This is a genomic window from Saccharopolyspora griseoalba (genome assembly GCF_042665275.1).
In the GTDB taxonomy this organism is placed as follows: domain Bacteria; phylum Actinomycetota; class Actinomycetes; order Mycobacteriales; family Pseudonocardiaceae; genus Saccharopolyspora; species Saccharopolyspora griseoalba.
In genome coordinates, this window is sequence record NZ_JBHTCJ010000004.1 from 45087 (window position 1) to 60602 (window position 15516).

A 15516-nucleotide genomic window follows, 5' to 3' on the forward strand; every position below is an offset into this window, starting at 1 on the left:
GGGCGGACATCGGCGTGAGCCGCTTGTGCGCAGTAGCCGTTCGGGGGCTACTCGCGGTGCGAGCTCACCGAAGACCGCGGCTCCGACGCATCCTCGACCAGCTGCTAGGGCACCAGCGCCGCGCCGAGCAGGGCCTCGCCCCGGCTGCGGTCGCCGGTCCAGGTGAGGGTCGGGTGTTCGGCGGGGATCCGCTTCCAGAGCAGGAGCAGCAGGTCTGCCACCGGCCCGGTGATCTCCGCGACCGGTTCGCCAGGACCCCAGCTCCAGGTGTGCCCGCTGTCCGAAGCGCGGAGCCGGAACGCCGCCCCGGGGCGCGAGATCCGGCCGAGGTCGATCTGCCGCGGGGCGAAGGTGTCGAAGACCTCGGCGACCCCGTCGGCGGCGAGCTCGACGTCCAGCGGCGTGGTCTCGCCGAGCGCGTTCTCCGCGTCCCAGAGGTGCACCATCGTCTCCTGCGTTCGCCTGCGCAGCCAGAAACCGACCGTGCGCGACGGGGAGAAGGTCCACGCGGGAGCGTCCCGATCGGCCGCGAGGGCGTCGAGGACGCTCGCGCTGGTGCTCGCGAACCACTCGGCCAGCCCCTCGCGCGGCGCCGGGCTCCGCTCGTGGTTCGGGTGTCCCTCGCGGACGGCCGTGGTGACCCACATGTTCTCGTTGCCGAGGTGGTCGGCCAGCTCGTGCAGCGTCCAGCCCGGACAGGCCGCGACCGGTGCGGTCAGGTCGGCGTCGAGCAGGTCGTGGAAGGCGTCGAGGCGAGCGCGCAGCTCGGCGTGGAGGTCCATGCGGCGGAAGCTAAACCGCACCCCCGACCGGACGGGCCGGACTGCCGCGCCCGGAACGTAGAGCGCCCCCGCGCTCGACCGGCCTGGGGGTTACCGGGAGTGCGGGGGCGTCGAGGTCCACCCCTGGGGGTCAGGTGGACTGGCTTACATACTACTTCGTAGTAACTGACATGTCTCTAGGGGCGGAGATCTTTTTTCACCCGGACGGCGGTGAACCTCAGGCAGGCTTGTGTGATGGGGCCGATCGTCGCAGCGTAGAGCACCGTTCCGACTCCGACGGTGCCGCCGAGCAGCCAACCGGAGGCCAACACGCCGATTTCGATCGTCGTGCGGCACGCGCGAACCGACTTGCCGGTGCGCGCGTGCAGCCCGGTCATCAGACCGTCGCGCGGGCCGGGGCCGAGCCGAGCGCCGACGTAGCTCGCCGTGGCCAGTCCGTTGAGGACGACACCGGCCACGCAGAACAGCACCTGCGAGGCCGGTCCGCGCGCTTCGGGCAGCACCGCGAGCACGGCGTCCAGCGAGATCGCGATGAGCACCACGTTGGCGACCGTGCCGATCCCGGGGCGCTGCCGCAGCGGCAGCCAGGCCAGCAGCACGCCGACGCCGGTGATCGCGCTGGCCGTGCCGAGGCTCCAGCCGGCCCGCAGCGCGATGCCCTGGTCCAGCACCGACCACGGGGACAGCCCGAGCTCGGCGCGCACCATCAGGGCCAGGCTCGTCCCGTAGAGCGCCAGGCCGCCGATGAGCTGGGCGAAGCGGGACAGCGGGCGATCCCGCACGGGTAGCGGGCTGAGGTCCACGGGAGCTGCGGGAGATGCCATGCCTCCCGTTGTACGTGCAGATTGGCCTTTATCGCGAGAGCCAATCGGCATACATTGGATCCATGTCACCTGCTTCAGCTGCGCACATCTACGGCCACAAGCTCGGTGAGCTGCTCGGCGAGTGGCACGGCGGCCGCCCCGCCTCCCGCCTGCTGGCCGAGTCGGTGCGCCAGCTCGTGCTGGACGGCAGGTTGCCGCCCGGCACCCGGCTGCCCGCCGAGCGCGAGCTGGCCGGTGCGCTCGGCGTGAGCCGCACCCTGGTGGCCCGCACGCTGGACCGGTTGCGCGACGAGGGGTTCGCGGCCAGCAGACGGGGCGCCGGATCGTGGGTCAAGCTGCCCGACTCGGAGCGGCGCAGCGGGGTGGGCGGCTGGTTCCCGACCGACGACCCGGAGGTGCTCAGCCTCGCCCAGGCCACGCCGGTGGCGCCGCCGGAGCTGGGCGCGGCCGCCGAGCGCGCCCGGACGCGGCTGACCAGGCACCTGGGCGAGCACGGTTACCAGCCGCAGGGGCTGCCCGAGCTGCGCGCGCAGATCGCCGAGCGCTTCACCCGGCGGGGTCTGCCCACCGAGCCGGAGCAGATCATGGTCACCAACGGGGCTCAGCACGCTTTCGCGCTGGTCATGCGGATGCTGGTGGCCCCGGGAGAGCGGGTGCTCACCGAGCACCCGACCTACCCGAACGCCATCGAGGCGGTGCGGGGGCTCGGTGCCGCACCGGTCGCGGTCCCGATGGTGGCCGACGGCTGGGACCTGGACCTGCTCGCGGCGAACCTGCGCCAGACCGCGCCCCGGCTGGCCTACCTGATCCCGGACTTCCACAACCCCACCGGCGTGCTCCTGGACGCCGACGGGCGCGCGAAGCTCGCCGCCGCGCTGGGCCGGACCTGCACGCACGCCGTCGTCGACGAGACGATGGTGGACATCGGGCTCAGCGGGGACGCGCCCCCGCCGCCGATGGCGGCCTTCACCGAGCGGGCGATCACCATCGGCTCGGCGAGCAAGTCCTTCTGGGGCGGCCTGCGGCTGGGCTGGATCCGCGCCGGAACCGAGTTCGTGCAGCGCGCGGTGCTGGGCCGGGCGGCGGTGGACCTGGGGACGCCGGTGTTCGAGCAGCTGCTGCTCTCCGAACTCCTCGACGACGCCGACGAGATCCTCGAACGCAGGCGCGAGGAGCTGCTCGAGCGGAGGGCGACGCTGGCCGGGGCGCTGCGCGAGCAGCTGCCGGAGTGGCGGTTCCGGGTTCCCGACGGCGGGCTCGCCCTGTGGTGCGACATCGGCTCGCCGGTCAGCAGCCGGTTGGCGGTGGCCGCCGAGCAGCGCGGGGTGCGGCTGGCTCCCGGAGCGCGGTTCTCGGTGAACGGCTCGCTGGAGCGCTGGATCCGGATCCCGTACACGCTGCCGGGCGAGCAGCTGCGGGAGGCGATCCGGCGGCTGGCCGCGGCGGCGGCCGGAGTGCGGCCGGGCCCGGCGGACGGGGCGCTCACCGCGCCGGTGGTGTGAGGGAGGAGCGCTTCGCGGAGAGGCGGTTCCGGGCGGAGCCCGTGCTGCTCCGCCCGGAACCGCCGTTCCTCCTCGTCGCCTTCGCCCTTCGGCACGGCCCCTCGACGTGCCGATGGGCGAAGGTCCGACTGCGGGGCGCCGCCCCGGTGCCGCAGGGGCATGTGCGGCACCGGGGATGGGGCCCAGCCCGGATCAGTTCCAGCAGTGCGGTGACGTTGCCGGGCAGGCTGGTGGCGCCCCGGTCCGATCCGGCCGGGCGCAGGCGTCCGGATCGGAGTCCTCAGGTGTTGGCACCAGGTTCGCTGCCGCAGCGGGACGCTGCAGGCCGATGCGGCGACCGTTAGTCGGGCGAGGCCGCAGGTTCGGTCGATCGGGTGTCGATGTCCGGATCGATGTTGCGCTGCGCCACCAGCGCCCCCGCACCGCGCGGTGGTGGGTTGGGCGCGGTGGGCAGGATGTAGTGCACGAGGCGCAGCCCGTTGAACGTCGTGCCGGAGGCCGAGTTGAACGTCGGTGCGGGCTGCGCGGGCGGCGTCGGATCGCGCTGGTCGTCCAGCGGCCGCAGCGGAGGCTGCTTCGACTTCGTCGGGGCGCGCGGCTCGGCCTCGGTGTCCGCCGAGGCCGTGGTCGGTGCGGGCGAGTCCGGCAGGTCGGCGGCCTCGAGCGGCGCGGCTCGGAGCGGTCCTGCTCCCGCCGCGTCCCAGCCGGGCTGCTTCCTGGCCTTCCGCGCCTTGTCGTTCTCGGCGGTGGGTTCCTGCGCGCCGGCCTTCGCGCCGGCCGAGGTGATCTCGTCCGCGCCGGTGCCCGTCGCGCTGGTCGGCTCCGCGCTCGCGGACGCGGCGGGGGCCTTCGCCCGCGCGGGCTCCGCGGGCTCGGCCTTCGCCGGCTCGGCGGGTTCGACGCGCTCGACCTGCGCGGGCACGGCGGGTTCGGCCCGCGACGGCTGCGCGGCGGGCTCGGGGTCGGCCTCGGCGGGGGCCCGCCCGGCGGGCTCGGCCTTCGCGGGCGGCGCCGAGGCCGCCGGGGCGTCGACGACCTGCTCGACGGCGGCCGGGGAGCTCGACGGCGGCCCGGTGCCGTGCTGGCCGGCGGAGGCGACCGCGGTGCCCCCGAGCAGCGCGCCCGCGCACGCGCCGCTGAACACCGCGACCCGCAGCAGGAACGGCACGACCCGCGAACGGGGAACGCGCTGCGCGCGGATTCCCTGCACGGTGATCACCGCCTGTTGGTCGGGTCCGCGGCATGCGCGCGGGACCGGCTTCGGGGCACGAGCGCCGGTGCCGGCGCCGCCGGTGCACATTCAACCACTCGGGGAGGTGTTTTCGGGGGCCCCGCGACGACGAACCCGACGGTCGGGCCAGCGTTCTCCATGCATTCGGCCTAGCCGGGAGGGGTCCAAACAGTGTCCGGAACGGGTGAGGCAGCGCCTCCGGGGGCGTTTCGCGGCGGGACTCGCGACCCGAGTGCGGGCACAGTGTCCGCTGTGGATCAGCGCGACATTTCGCTCGATGTTGACGAACTTCACCGAGCCTGGGTGAACCGGGGGCACGATCTGGTGCTGCACGACCCCGGCGGTGGCGAGGAGTGCCTGGTGCGCGGCGGCGAGCTGATCGCTTCCGCCGACGAGCTGGAGCCGGTGGTCGAACGGCACCGCAGCCGGATCGACCACGTGCACCACGACGAGGGGCTGCTGATGGCGCGGATCAGGCTGCGCGAGGCCGAGCGCTCCCGGTGCGTCGAGATCGCCAGGGAGGTCGGCCTGCGGCCCAACCACGTCCACTTCGGCAGTCCGGTCATGTTCGGCACCCCGGTGATGTTCGGTACCGGAGCCCGACCGGACGCGGCCCCGCCGGTGCCCCCGCCGCCCGAGGTGCGCTGGGACCCGCCGGTGGTCATCGGCGTGCTCGACACCGGCTGCGACCCGCACCCGTGGTTCCGCGACCGCGAGTGGTTCGAACCTGTCCCCGAGCGCCTGGACGCCGACGGCGACGCCGACCAGGACCGGCAGGCCGGGCACGGCACCTTCGTCAGCGGCGTGCTGCTGCAGCGCGCGCCCGGCGCGGTGATCCGCACCCGCCGCGCGCTGTCCTCGATGGGCATCACCGACGACTTCGCGGTGGCCGCCGAGCTCCGCGCGCTGCGCCGGTCGGCCGCGCTGTCCGGTGAGGGCATCGACGTGCTGGTGCTGACCGCGGGCTGCTTGACCGCTGACGGCCGCTGCCCGCCGATCCTGGCCGCCGAGCTCGCCCGCTGGTCCGACGCGGTCGTGGTGGCCGCGGCGGGCAACCACGGCAGCTCCAGGCCGTTCTGGCCCGCGGCGCTGCCCGAGGTCCTCGCGGTGGCGGCCACCGGGTGCGACGGGCGGCTCGCCGACTTCTCCGCGCGCGGCGACTGGGTCGACGCCCAGGCACCGGGGGTGGACGTGCGCAGCAGCTACGTCCTGCTGGAGCCGGGCGGCGGGCGGCGGTTCGGGTACGCCAGCTGGAGCGGGACCTCGTTCGCCGCTCCGCGGGTCGCCGCGGCGGTGGCGACCTCGCTGCAGGCCGACCGGGACCCGGACGCGGCGCGCGAATTCGTGCGCCACTGTTACCCGTTCGAGGGGTAATCGGCGCGAGCTGAATCTCACGGCGCTCCCGGCTCCTCTTATTTCACGGGGGGTCGACAAGGAAGTGGACGTCGGAGGTGTGGTCGTGATCGAACTGGGGGAAGCGGGCCTGCAGCTGCGCAGGGCGGCGGAAGGGGACGAACGGGCGTGGCGCGTCGTGGTGGACACCTACGCGCCGGTGGTGTGGGGCGTGTCCCGCGCGTTCACCCGGACGCCCGCCGACGCCGAGGACGTGTGCCAGCTGACCTGGCTGTCGCTGGCCGAGAACCTGCACGAGCTGCGGGACCCGAAGCGGTTGTCGGGTTGGCTGGTGACCACGGCGCGGCGGGAGGCGATCCGGTTGTCCCGGGCGCGGCAGCGGGAGGCGCCCATCGGCTTGGACGCCGGGGACTACGCCCCGCCGGAGCACGTCGAGGCCGCCGAGCACCAAGCGCTGCGGCTGCTGACCGGATCGCGGCTGGGTCAGGTGTTCGGGCAGCTGCCCCAGCGCTGCCAGCAGTTGCTGCGGGTGCTCGCGGTCGCGCCGGAGACCAGCTACGCGCAGGTCAGCGAGGCGCTGGGGATCCCGGTGGGCACCATCGGGCCGAAGAAGGGCCGCTGCCTGACCGAGCTGCGCCGACGTCTGCTCGGCGCCGGGATGCCCGAGGAGGTGGCGGGATGAGGCAGCGCACCCCAGCCGAGATCCGCAGCCTGCGGGAGCTGTTCACCACCGAGGACCCGGTTCCGGAGTCGGTGCTGACCGCCTCCTACGCGGCGATCGCGCGGCGCGCGCGGGAGCGCGAGTCCGGATCGCTCAGCTTGGTCGGCGATTCGGCGGAGGAGCCGGTCGGCGTCCGCTCCGGGGCGCGGCCCCGGGTGCTGACCTTCGCGATGCCCGGCCGGGTGCTCGAACTCGACCTGGTGCCGATGACCTGCGGGCTCTACCGGGTTTCCGGGATGGTGCTGAGCCGGGCGGGCCACGCTCCCCCGTCCGGTGAGGTCGTGCTGCGCCGCCCGGACGGCGAGCACCGAGGGGTGCTCGACGAGCAAGGCGCCTTCGAGGTGCCCGACGTGCCGCGCGGGCCGGTGAGCGTGGTCTACCGCCCGGAGCGGGCCGAGCCCGCCTTCGCCGATTGGCTGGTCTGTTGAGCGCCGGGGCGGCGGTGGCCCCGCCGAGCTCGGACGAGCTGGCCGTCGGCTGGCGCGAGAAGGCCTGCGCGGAACCGGTTTCCGCGCTCGCCGAGGCCGAGGACCTGCTCGCCGCGCGCGGGTCCGCGGACCAGCGGCGAGTGCTCGCCCGGCACGTCGCCGCGCTGGCCTGCGTGGAGCTGGGCCGGGCCGAGCAGGCGCGACGCCATGCCGAGCTGGGCCTGGCGGACGCGCTGCGCCGCGGTGAGCCGGAGCCCGCCGCGCAGCTGCGGCTGACCCTGGCCTGGATCGAGCTGGAGCGCGGGGCGACCGCGGCTTGCCGGGTGCGGTTGGCCGAGGCCGAGCCGCAGCTCGACGCCGCGGGACGGGCGAGGGCCTGCTGCCTGCGCGGTCTGCTGCACGTGCAGACCGGGCGCCACCGCAAGGCGCGCGAGCGGTTCACCGCGGCGCTGGACCGGCTCGGCGCGGGCGATCGGCGGTGGAGGGCCAACGCGCTGCTCGGTCGGGGTTTGGCCAACCTCTACGACAACCGCCTCGCCGATGCCGAGGAAGACCTGGCCGCCGCCGAGGAGATCTTCGCGGCCGAGGGGCGGAGCCTGCGGGCCGGCGGGTGCCGGCACAACCGGGGCTGCGTGGCCCACCGGGCCGGTGATCTCCCCCGCGCGCTGCGGCTCTTCGAGCAGGCGCAGGCCATCGGTCTCGACGAGTCGGTCTTGCCGGAGGCGATGGTCGATCGCGGCGAGGCGCTCGCCGCGGCGGGTCTCACCGAGCAGGCGCGGGTGATCATGGAGCGGGCCGCCGAGCGGCTGGAGGCCTGCGGTCGTTCCGGGCGGCTGGCCGAGACCAGGCTGGCGCTGGCCGGTTGCGCGCTGCGCGCCGGCGATCCGGTGGCGGCCGCGACCGAGGCGAGCGCGGCGCGGCGATCGTTCCGCGGCCAGCGGCGGCCCGCGTGGGCGGCGCTGGCCTGCGCGGTGGCCTGGCAGGCCAAGCTGCGCGCCGGGCGGTACTCCAGGTTCACCCTTGCCGCGGCGCGCCGGGTGGCAGCGGAGTGCGAGCGGTTCGGCTGGGCGGTTCCCGCGGCCGAGCTGCGCATCACCGCGGCTCGCTGCGCCCAGCGCGCCGGGTTGGGCGGCACCGCGCGGGCGCTGCTGGGCGGCTGCGCGACGCCGAGAACCGGTGCGCCACCGCAGGAACGCGCGCTCGGACACCTGGCCGAGGCGCTGCTGGCCGAGCAGGACGGCGATGCGGCGCGGCTGTTCCGCGCTTGCCGGGACGGGCTGCGGCAGGTCGACGAGCAGGCGGCGGGCATGGCCGCGTTCGAGCTGCGCGTGCACGCGCTGGGCGTCGCCGACGAGCTCGGCGAGGTGGCGGTGCGGGCCGCGTTGCGGGTGGGCGATCCGCGATTGGTGCTGCGCTGGACCGAGCGGTCCCGCGCGGCGGCGCTGCAGCGGCGGGCGCTGCGGCCGCCGAGCGACCGGCGGTTGGGCGTCGAGCTGGTGGAGCTGCGAGCAGCGGTGCAGGACGTGTCGCGCGGTGCCCGCCCGGAGCGGGGCCGGGACGAGGTAGCGCGGCGCGAGCGGCGGGTGCGGCAGCGCGCGATGCTCGCGCAGGGCGGCACGCGCAAGCTCCCGGACCCCGGTGGTCTCGCCGAAATATCCGCCGAACTAGGCGATTCCGCGCTGCTGAGCTTCTTCGCGCACGACGGTTCGGTGCTCGCCGCGTCCATCATGGACGGTGTCACGCGGTTGCACGCGCTCGGCGCGGTGCGCGAGGTCGAGCAGCAGGTGGGCAGGTTGCGGCACCTGCTCGCGCGGCAGGCCACCGGGGTGGCCGCGCGCGCCGCGCCGATGTTCCAGCACGGCACCGAGGTCACCGCCGCCGACCTGCAGGCGCGGCTGCTCGGGCCGGTGCTGCCCGAGCTGGAGCGCGGCAGGCCGCTGGTGGTCGTGCCGACCGGGGCGCTGCACCTGCTGCCCTGGTCCGCGCTCCCCACCTGCCGCGGCCGCAGCGTCACCGTCGCCCCGTCGATCCGCTGCTGGCGCGGCGGTGCCGAGCGGGTCCGCCGCGGCGCTCCGGCCGGACCGGGCGCGTGGATCGCCGGGCCAGGTCTGGAGCACGCCGAGCGCGAGGTCCGCGCGCTGCACGAGCGGCACGGCGGACGACTGCTGCGGGGCTCCGAGGCGACCTGCGAGCAGGTTCTGTCCACGTTGGACGGAGCGGGCACCGTGCACCTGGCCGCGCACGGTCACTTCCGGTCCGACCAGCCGTTGATGTCCTGCGTGGACCTGGCCGACGGCCCGATGTTCGCGCACGACCTGGACCGGTTGCACCGCAGCCCGACGACCGTGGTGCTCTCGGCCTGCGACGTGGGCAAGTCCGCGGTCAGCAGGGGCGATCAGCTCCGCGGGCTGACCACCACGCTGCTGGATCGCGGGGCCGCCACGGTGATCGCCAGCGTCGTCCCGGTCCCCGACGAGCGGACGGCCGAGGTCATGTGCGCGTTGCACGACGCCCTGGCCGCCGGGCGCCCGCCGGCCGCCGCGCTCGCGCGCGCCCAGGCGGCGCACGGCGAGTCCGGGTTCATCTGCGTCGGTTACGGAGGTGGTCGCTGACCGCTGCGCGGCGGGTCGTCACTCGAGCTTCTCCAGGCGGCGGAGGCCTTCGTCCAGCACCTCGTCGCGCTTGCAGAAGGCGAAGCGGACCAGGTGCCTGGTGTCGTCCGGGTTGTCGCAGAAGACCTGCACCGGGATCGCGGCCAGACCGATGCGCTCGGGCAACGAGCGGCAGAGCTCGGCGCCGTCGGTGAAGCCCAGCGGGCGCACGTCGGCGCAGATGAAGTAGGTGCCCTCGCTGGCCAGCACGTCGAACCCGGCCGAATCCAGCCCTTCGGCGAGTTTGTCCCGCTTGCGCTGCAGGTCTGCGCGCAGCTGTTCGACCCAGGGGATCTCGTTGCGCAGCGCGTGCGCCACGGCGGGTTGGAAGGGGGCGCCGCCGACGAAGGTCATGAACTGCTTGGCGGCCCGCACCGCGGCGACCAGCTCGGCGGGTCCGCACACCCAGCCGATCTTCCAGCCGGTGGCGCTGAAGCTCTTGCCCACGCTGGAGATCGACAGCGTCCGCTCGGCCATGCCCGGCAGGGTCGCCAGCGGGTGGTGCTGCCGACCGTTGTAGAGGAGGTGCTCGTAGACCTCGTCGGTGATCGCGATGAGGTCGTTGTCCCGGCACACCTCGGCGATGGCGGCCAGCTCGGCATCGGTGAACACGGTGCCGGTCGGGTTGTGCGGCGAGTTGAGCACCAGCGCGCGCGTGTTCGGGCCGACCGCGGCGCGCAGCGCGTCGACGTCCAGCTCGAAGCGGTGCTCGGAGCCCTGCTTGAGCGCGACGGTCCGGCGCACCCCGCCGGCCATCGCCACGGCCACCGGGTAGGAGTCGTAGTAGGGCTCGACGAGCACGACCTCGTCGCCGGGCTCGACGAGGGCCAGCATCGTCGCCGTGAGCGCCTCGGTGGCGCCGACGGTCACCAGCACCTGCGAGTCGGGGTCGTACTGGCTTCCGTAGCGGGCCGCGCGGTGCTCCGAGATGGCCGCGCGGAGCTCCGGCTCGCCGGCCCCCGGCGGGTACTGGTTCACGCCGCTCGCGATGGCCTCCTGCGCCACGCGCAGCATGCCCTCCGGCCCGTCGGTGTCCGGGAAGCCCTGGCCGAGGTTGACCGCGCCGGTCCGCCGGGCGAGCTCGGTGATCTCGGCGAAGATCGTCGACGTGAACGGCTGCAGTCGGGTGGTGAGAGCAGGAGTACGCACGTGGCGCAGGGTAGTGCATCGACAGCGCACCGGGGACCGCTCGTTTCGCGGCGCGGGACGTGCTCGCCCTCATGAGCCGATTCGCGCGGTTCGAGCGAAAGCGCTGCCACAATCGAAGTCGTGAACACCACGACGGCCACCGACACCGACAAGCGCCGCAGCCTCCGGCGGATGAAGGCAGTGGCGACGGCGCTGCTGCTGTTCGCCACGGCGGTCTACTTCTTCGCCCGCTGGCAGGAGGCCTCCGGCGCGGGTGCCTGGGCGGGCTACGTGCGGGCTGCCTCCGAGGCGGGCATGGTCGGTGCGCTGGCCGACTGGTTCGCGGTGACCGCGCTGTTCAAGCGGCCGCTGGGGCTGCCGATCCCGCACACGGCGATCATCCCGACCCGCAAGGACGTCATCGGGCGCAGCCTCGGCGACTTCGTGGGCACGAACTTCCTGTCCGAGGCCGTGGTGCGGGACAAGCTGCAGCGCGCCGAGGTCCCCAGGCGCATCGGCACCTGGCTCGACGATCCCGACCACGCCGAGCGGGTCACCTCGGAGCTGGCGACCGCCGTGCGCGGGGCGGTGCAGGTGCTGCGCGACGAGGACGTGCAGGAGGTGGTCGAGCACGCCCTGGTCCGCAAGGTGATCGCCCAGCCGTGGGGCCCGCCGCTGGGGCGCATCCTCGGGCAGGTCTTCGCCGACGGTTCGCACCACAAGCTGGTCGACCTGGTCTGCGACCGCGCCTACGACTGGGTGCGCGACAACCACGACCTGGTGCTGCGGGTGGTCAGCCAGCGCGCGCCGTCGTGGTCGCCGAAGTTCTTCGACGAGATCGTCGCCGACAAGATCTACGCCGAGGTGCTGTCCTTCGCCTGGGCGGTCAAGACCGACCCGGACCACCAGATGCGCAAGGCCGTGGACCGCTTCCTCGTCGAGTTCGCCCACGACCTGCAGCACGACGAGCGCACCATGGCCAAGGCCGAGCAGATCAAGCACCAGGTGCTGGAGCACCCCGAGGTGCAGAACCTGGTCTCCTCGGCCTGGAGCACCGCCAAGAAGATGATCCTGGACGCCGCCGAGGACCCCTCCAGCGAGCTGCGCCAGCGGGTCAGGGACGGGCTGCGCTCGCTGGGCAAGCGGCTGAGCGCCGAGGACGAGCTGCGCGGCAAGGTCGACGGCTGGCTGGAGGGCGCCGTGGTCCACGTCGTGACGAACTACCGCGACGAGCTGACCACGCTGATCACCGACACCGTGGAGCGCTGGGACGCCCAGGAGACCTCGCGCAAGATCGAGCTGCAGGTCGGTCGCGACCTGCAGTTCATCCGCATCAACGGCACCGTGGTCGGCTCGCTGGCCGGCCTGGCGATCTACACCGTCTCCGAGCTGCTCATCTGAGGTCGGCTCCCCGGTGCGGGGCCGGAGCCCGCGAAGCCGACCGCCCGAGGACCCGCACCGCCGCGCAGCGCGAGCGGCGACGCCCCGATCAGCTCGTGTGGCGTTCGCGCCACGATCGGGCCTTCTCCCGGTTGCCGCAGACGCGCATCGAGCACCAGGTCCGCGAGCGGTTGCGGGAGCGGTCGTAGAACGCCCACAGGCACGCTTCGGCCGGGCAGATCTTGATCCGGTCCCAGTGCTCGGTGTGCACCAGCCGGGTCGCCGAGACCAGCACCGCGCCCAGGGCGTCCGCGCCGGTCAGCGTCGGTATTCCGTTGCGCAGCCGGACCTGGACCGGCCAGGTGGTGTCCGCGATGGCGACCGGGACGCTGCCGCAGGCGATCGACGCCCGCATCGTGTCGCGGATCTCCCGCGCCGCGGCCACGTCGGGAGCCGCGTCCAGTCCTCGGTCGACGCACCACTGCCGCCATTGCGCCTGGTCGTCGAGGAGTTCGGTGCCCTTCTCCGCGTCGCAGGTGTTCAGGAAGGCCAGGACTAGCTCGATGTCGTGGTCGAAATCGAGCCCGACCGTCTCCAGCGCGGACGGCCGGTCCAGATCCGGAGCGACAGCTTTGCTGTTCACGAACACCATCGTAAGTCAATAGGAGGTTGCGGCGGGTGCGCGTAACTCGCATACTCCTTTCGATGGTTAGTAACCATCAACACATCAATGGTGGTTAGGAATCCGGCGCCGACGGCCCGAGCCGGCCGAGGGTGCCCGAGCTAGGAGGAAGCCATGACCGCGCTGCAGCTCGCCGCGTTCGCCATCGACTGCCCGGACCCCCGGCGCCTCGCCGAGTTCTACGGGCAGCTGCTCGGCTGGGAGATCGACGAACCCGCCTCCGGTGACGACTGGGTCGAGCTGGCCGACCCGTCCGGCGGCGCCCCGCTGGCCTTCCAGCGCGACCCCGGATACCGCCCGCCGTCCTGGCCTTCTCGGGACGTTCCGCAGATGATGCACCTGGACGTCCGGGTGGCGACGCTCGACGAGGGGCACCGGCTGGCGCTCGCCGCGGGGGCGACGCAGCTGCCGCAGCCCGCCGACCGCGCGGACGCGGACTTCCGCGTCTACGCCGACCCGGACGGCCACCCGTTCTGCATGTGCGCAGGTCAGTAGGCGTGCTTGCAGGGCGCTAGCAGGGTGCTTGCAATAGCTAGCACTCCTGGCTATGCTGGATGTCGAACCGGAGAGGCGCACCGATGGAACGCATGGACAAAGCCGTCAACAAGGCCGTGAACCAGGCGGTGAGCGACCTCGGTGGCTACATCCGGACGCAACGGAACAACGCCCAGATCTCGTTGCGGCAGCTGGCGAAGCTCGCCGGTGTGTCCAACCCGTACCTGAGCCAGGTCGAGCGCGGCCTGCGCAAGCCGAGCGCGGAGATCCTCCAGCAGATCGCCAAGGGGCTCCGGATCTCGGCCGAGGCGCTCTACGTGCAGGCGGGGATCCTGGAGCGCCCCGAAGGGGGGCCCGTGGTCGAGGCGATCCAGGCCGATCCCGAGCTCAGCGAACGGCAAAAACAAGTGCTTCTGGACATCTACGCCTCGTTCCGGCGGGAGCAAGACACCGCGGAAGACGGGGACGACACCCAGCAATCCGAGGAGTGAACCGCCATGCCGGCTTTCCCCAAGACCCAAGACATCACCAAGGTCCGCGAGCAGGCCACCCAGGTCTTCGGCGGCGCCGTCGAGCAGGCCCGCACGCCGCTGCTCGCCGTCCTCGGCGCCGGTGACCTGGCCAACCAGGCGCTGGTCGACGCGGTGACCAAGGTCCGCAGCCAGCTCACCGAGCGGGTCGAGTCCGCGCGCAAGGACCTCCCGGCCGACTTCGGCGAGCTGCGCCAGAAGGCCGACCCGGCCGAGCTGCGCAAGCGGCTCGACGACTACGGCCAGTCGGCCCGGAAGTTCTACACCTACCTGGCCGAGCACGGCGAGGAGACCTTCCAGAAGCTGCAGGAGAGCCCGCAGGCCAAGAAGGTCCGCGAGGGCGTCGACACCGCGCAGGGCAAGGTCGAGGAGACCGTGGGCCAGGTCAGCGAGCTGGCCGACGAGGTGCTCGGCAAGGTCGGCGGCCCGTTCAAGTCCGAGGAGTCCGCCGAGACCTCCCAGTCCGAGGCCTCCCGGACCGAGGAGCCGAAGGCCGAGGAGTCGAAGTCCGAGGGCGAGCAGGCCGAGGCCAAGCCCGCCGAGGCGAAGACCTCCACCGCGACCAAGACCACGGCCGGCAAGAGCACCGCGACCACCAAGCCGGCCGCCGGCAAGCAGACGAGCACCACCGCGAAGAAGACCACCGCCAAGTCCGACAGCTGACCTGACGGGGGAGGGAAGGCCCCGGCGACGTTCGCGTCGCCGGGGCTCTCGCGTCGGGTGGGTGCCTCGCGCGGTGTCGAGCACGTAAGGTGGGAACGTGGGTTTTTCGAGCGGAATGCCGCTGTACTGGTGGATCCTCACCGTGATCTGGGTCGTGGGGATCCCCGTCGGTGTTTTCGCGTTCGTGCACGCGGCACTGCAGCGCGCGGATGCGTTCACGGCCGTCGGCAAGCTGACCAAGCCGGCTTGGATGGGGATCACCGGCGCGGCCGCGCTGCTGCTGATCCTCGACTCCCGCGGTCCGTACGGGATCATCTGGATCGCCGGGATCATCGCCGCGCTGGTCTACATCGTCGACGTCCGGCCGAAGGTCCGGGAGATCCAGGGGAAGTCCTGGTAGTGACCGCTCGCTGGACCTCGCGCGGCCGCGGCGATCCGGTGACCCTGGTCGTGCACGGCCTGGGCGCCACCGAGGGGGAGGCCCGCCTGCCCTCGTCGGGGCTCCCGGGAACGCGGGTCGTGATCACGCTGCCCGGCCACGGCTCGGCCCCGGACGCCCCGCCCGGCTACTGGAACTACGGCTCGATCGCCGCCGACGTGCTGGAGGTCGCCCGCGAGGTCGGCGCGACCAGGGCGATCGGGACCTCGCTCGGCGCCGGCGCGCTCACCCGAATCGCGGCCGAGCACCCGGGTCGGTTCGAGCGCCTCGCCCTGATGCTGCCCGCGGCCCTGGACCGCCCGCGCGAGGCGGCGCAGGCCGAGGTGTACCGGCGGCTGGCCGAGGCGGTGGTCGCCGACGACGGAGGTGCCCGGCTGCGGTCGATCCTCGCCGAGGACATCCCGGAAGGCGTGGACGTGGGCGGTTACGTCGGCCAGCGGGCCTCGGCGCTGTCGCGCCTGGGGGACGCGCTGCGCGAGCTGCCCGGTGCGGTGCCCGTGCAGGACGCCGGCGCCCTGGCGGAGGTCGCGGCGGAAGTGCTGGTCATCGGTGCCACCGACGATCCGCTGCACCCCGCCGAGGTGGCGAAGGCGACCGCGGCGGCGTTCCCGCGCTCCCGGCTCGAGCTGCTGCCCTCGCGCGCGCCGATGCTCACCCACCGCCGCGCGGTCCGCGGTCAGCTCGTCGACTTCCTGTCCTGAGGACGG

The 15516-nt window shown here is 73.6% G+C and carries 16 protein-coding genes; 11 read left to right on the forward strand and 5 right to left on the reverse strand.

What is annotated here, in order from left to right; all coding sequences use genetic code 11:
* Window positions 1-104 precede the first annotated feature (104 nt).
* On the reverse strand, window positions 105-782 hold the full coding sequence (locus ACFQRI_RS08980) for a maleylpyruvate isomerase family mycothiol-dependent enzyme (protein ID WP_380666540.1): 678 nt from the start codon (window positions 780-782) through the stop codon (window positions 105-107).
* Between the two features lie 176 nt (window positions 783-958).
* A complete protein-coding gene (yczE, locus tag ACFQRI_RS08985) occupies window positions 959-1606 on the reverse strand; it encodes a membrane protein YczE (protein ID WP_380666542.1) in 648 nt (215 codons plus the stop codon).
* 62 nt (window positions 1607-1668) lie between these two features.
* Between yczE and yczR the strand changes: the two genes are divergently transcribed.
* The gene (gene yczR / locus ACFQRI_RS08990; RefSeq protein ID WP_380666544.1) at window positions 1669-3108 is read left to right on the forward strand and encodes a MocR-like transcription factor YczR; all 1440 of its coding nucleotides are present in this window, start codon (window positions 1669-1671) and stop codon (window positions 3106-3108) included.
* Between the two features lie 340 nt (window positions 3109-3448).
* On the opposite strand, the gene ACFQRI_RS08995 is transcribed toward yczR, so the two are convergent.
* Window positions 3449-4327 (reverse strand): hypothetical protein, encoded by an 879-nt coding sequence (locus ACFQRI_RS08995; RefSeq protein ID WP_380666546.1) that lies wholly within the window; start codon window positions 4325-4327, stop codon window positions 3449-3451.
* 315 nt (window positions 4328-4642) lie between these two features.
* Between ACFQRI_RS08995 and ACFQRI_RS09000 the strand changes: the two genes are divergently transcribed.
* The 4 genes from ACFQRI_RS09000 to ACFQRI_RS09015 all read left to right on the forward strand — a co-directional run bounded on the left by ACFQRI_RS09000 (window position 4643) and on the right by ACFQRI_RS09015 (window position 9453).
* Window positions 4643-5713: a S8 family peptidase gene (locus ACFQRI_RS09000; protein ID WP_380666548.1), complete on the forward strand. Its 1071-nt coding sequence runs from the start codon at window positions 4643-4645 to the stop codon at window positions 5711-5713.
* An 85-nt stretch (window positions 5714-5798) separates the two neighbouring features.
* Window positions 5799-6374 (forward strand): RNA polymerase sigma factor, encoded by a 576-nt coding sequence (locus ACFQRI_RS09005; protein ID WP_380666550.1) that lies wholly within the window; start codon window positions 5799-5801, stop codon window positions 6372-6374.
* Window positions 6371-6841, forward strand: a complete 471-nt coding sequence (locus ACFQRI_RS09010; protein WP_380666552.1) for a hypothetical protein — start codon at window positions 6371-6373, stop codon at window positions 6839-6841. The genes ACFQRI_RS09005 and ACFQRI_RS09010 overlap by 4 nt, the downstream gene beginning before the upstream one ends.
* Complete coding sequence (locus ACFQRI_RS09015; RefSeq protein WP_380666554.1) at window positions 6838-9453, forward strand: CHAT domain-containing protein; 2616 nt, start codon at window positions 6838-6840, stop codon at window positions 9451-9453. Before ACFQRI_RS09010 ends, ACFQRI_RS09015 begins: the two co-directional genes overlap by 4 nt.
* A gap of 18 nt (window positions 9454-9471) precedes the next feature.
* Here ACFQRI_RS09015 and ACFQRI_RS09020 read toward each other — a convergent pair whose 3' ends face one another.
* The gene (locus tag ACFQRI_RS09020) at window positions 9472-10641 is read right to left on the reverse strand and encodes a pyridoxal phosphate-dependent aminotransferase (RefSeq protein WP_380666556.1); all 1170 of its coding nucleotides are present in this window, start codon (window positions 10639-10641) and stop codon (window positions 9472-9474) included.
* Between the two features lie 171 nt (window positions 10642-10812).
* Here ACFQRI_RS09020 and ACFQRI_RS09025 point away from each other — a divergent pair, with 171 nt between their 5' ends.
* A complete protein-coding gene (locus tag ACFQRI_RS09025) occupies window positions 10813-12021 on the forward strand; it encodes a DUF445 domain-containing protein (RefSeq protein ID WP_380667304.1) in 1209 nt (402 codons plus the stop codon).
* Window positions 12022-12109: 88 nt separating this feature from the next.
* On the opposite strand, the gene ACFQRI_RS09030 is transcribed toward ACFQRI_RS09025, so the two are convergent.
* A complete protein-coding gene (locus ACFQRI_RS09030) occupies window positions 12110-12652 on the reverse strand; it encodes a CGNR zinc finger domain-containing protein (protein ID WP_380666558.1) in 543 nt (180 codons plus the stop codon).
* A 144-nt stretch (window positions 12653-12796) separates the two neighbouring features.
* Between ACFQRI_RS09030 and ACFQRI_RS09035 the strand changes: the two genes are divergently transcribed.
* From ACFQRI_RS09035 to ACFQRI_RS09055, 5 genes are all read left to right on the forward strand, one after another.
* Window positions 12797-13177 (forward strand): VOC family protein, encoded by a 381-nt coding sequence (locus ACFQRI_RS09035; RefSeq protein WP_380666560.1) that lies wholly within the window; start codon window positions 12797-12799, stop codon window positions 13175-13177.
* 83 nt (window positions 13178-13260) lie between these two features.
* Window positions 13261-13668, forward strand: a complete 408-nt coding sequence (locus ACFQRI_RS09040; RefSeq protein ID WP_380666562.1) for a helix-turn-helix domain-containing protein — start codon at window positions 13261-13263, stop codon at window positions 13666-13668.
* Window positions 13669-13674: 6 nt separating this feature from the next.
* A complete protein-coding gene (locus tag ACFQRI_RS09045; RefSeq protein ID WP_380666564.1) occupies window positions 13675-14370 on the forward strand; it encodes a hypothetical protein in 696 nt (231 codons plus the stop codon).
* A gap of 115 nt (window positions 14371-14485) precedes the next feature.
* Window positions 14486-14770, forward strand: a complete 285-nt coding sequence (locus ACFQRI_RS09050) for a DUF2516 family protein (protein WP_380667306.1) — start codon at window positions 14486-14488, stop codon at window positions 14768-14770.
* Window positions 14770-15510: an alpha/beta fold hydrolase gene (locus tag ACFQRI_RS09055; RefSeq protein ID WP_380666566.1), complete on the forward strand. Its 741-nt coding sequence runs from the start codon at window positions 14770-14772 to the stop codon at window positions 15508-15510. The genes ACFQRI_RS09050 and ACFQRI_RS09055 overlap by 1 nt, the downstream gene beginning before the upstream one ends.
* The last annotated feature ends 6 nt before the right edge of the window (window positions 15511-15516 follow it).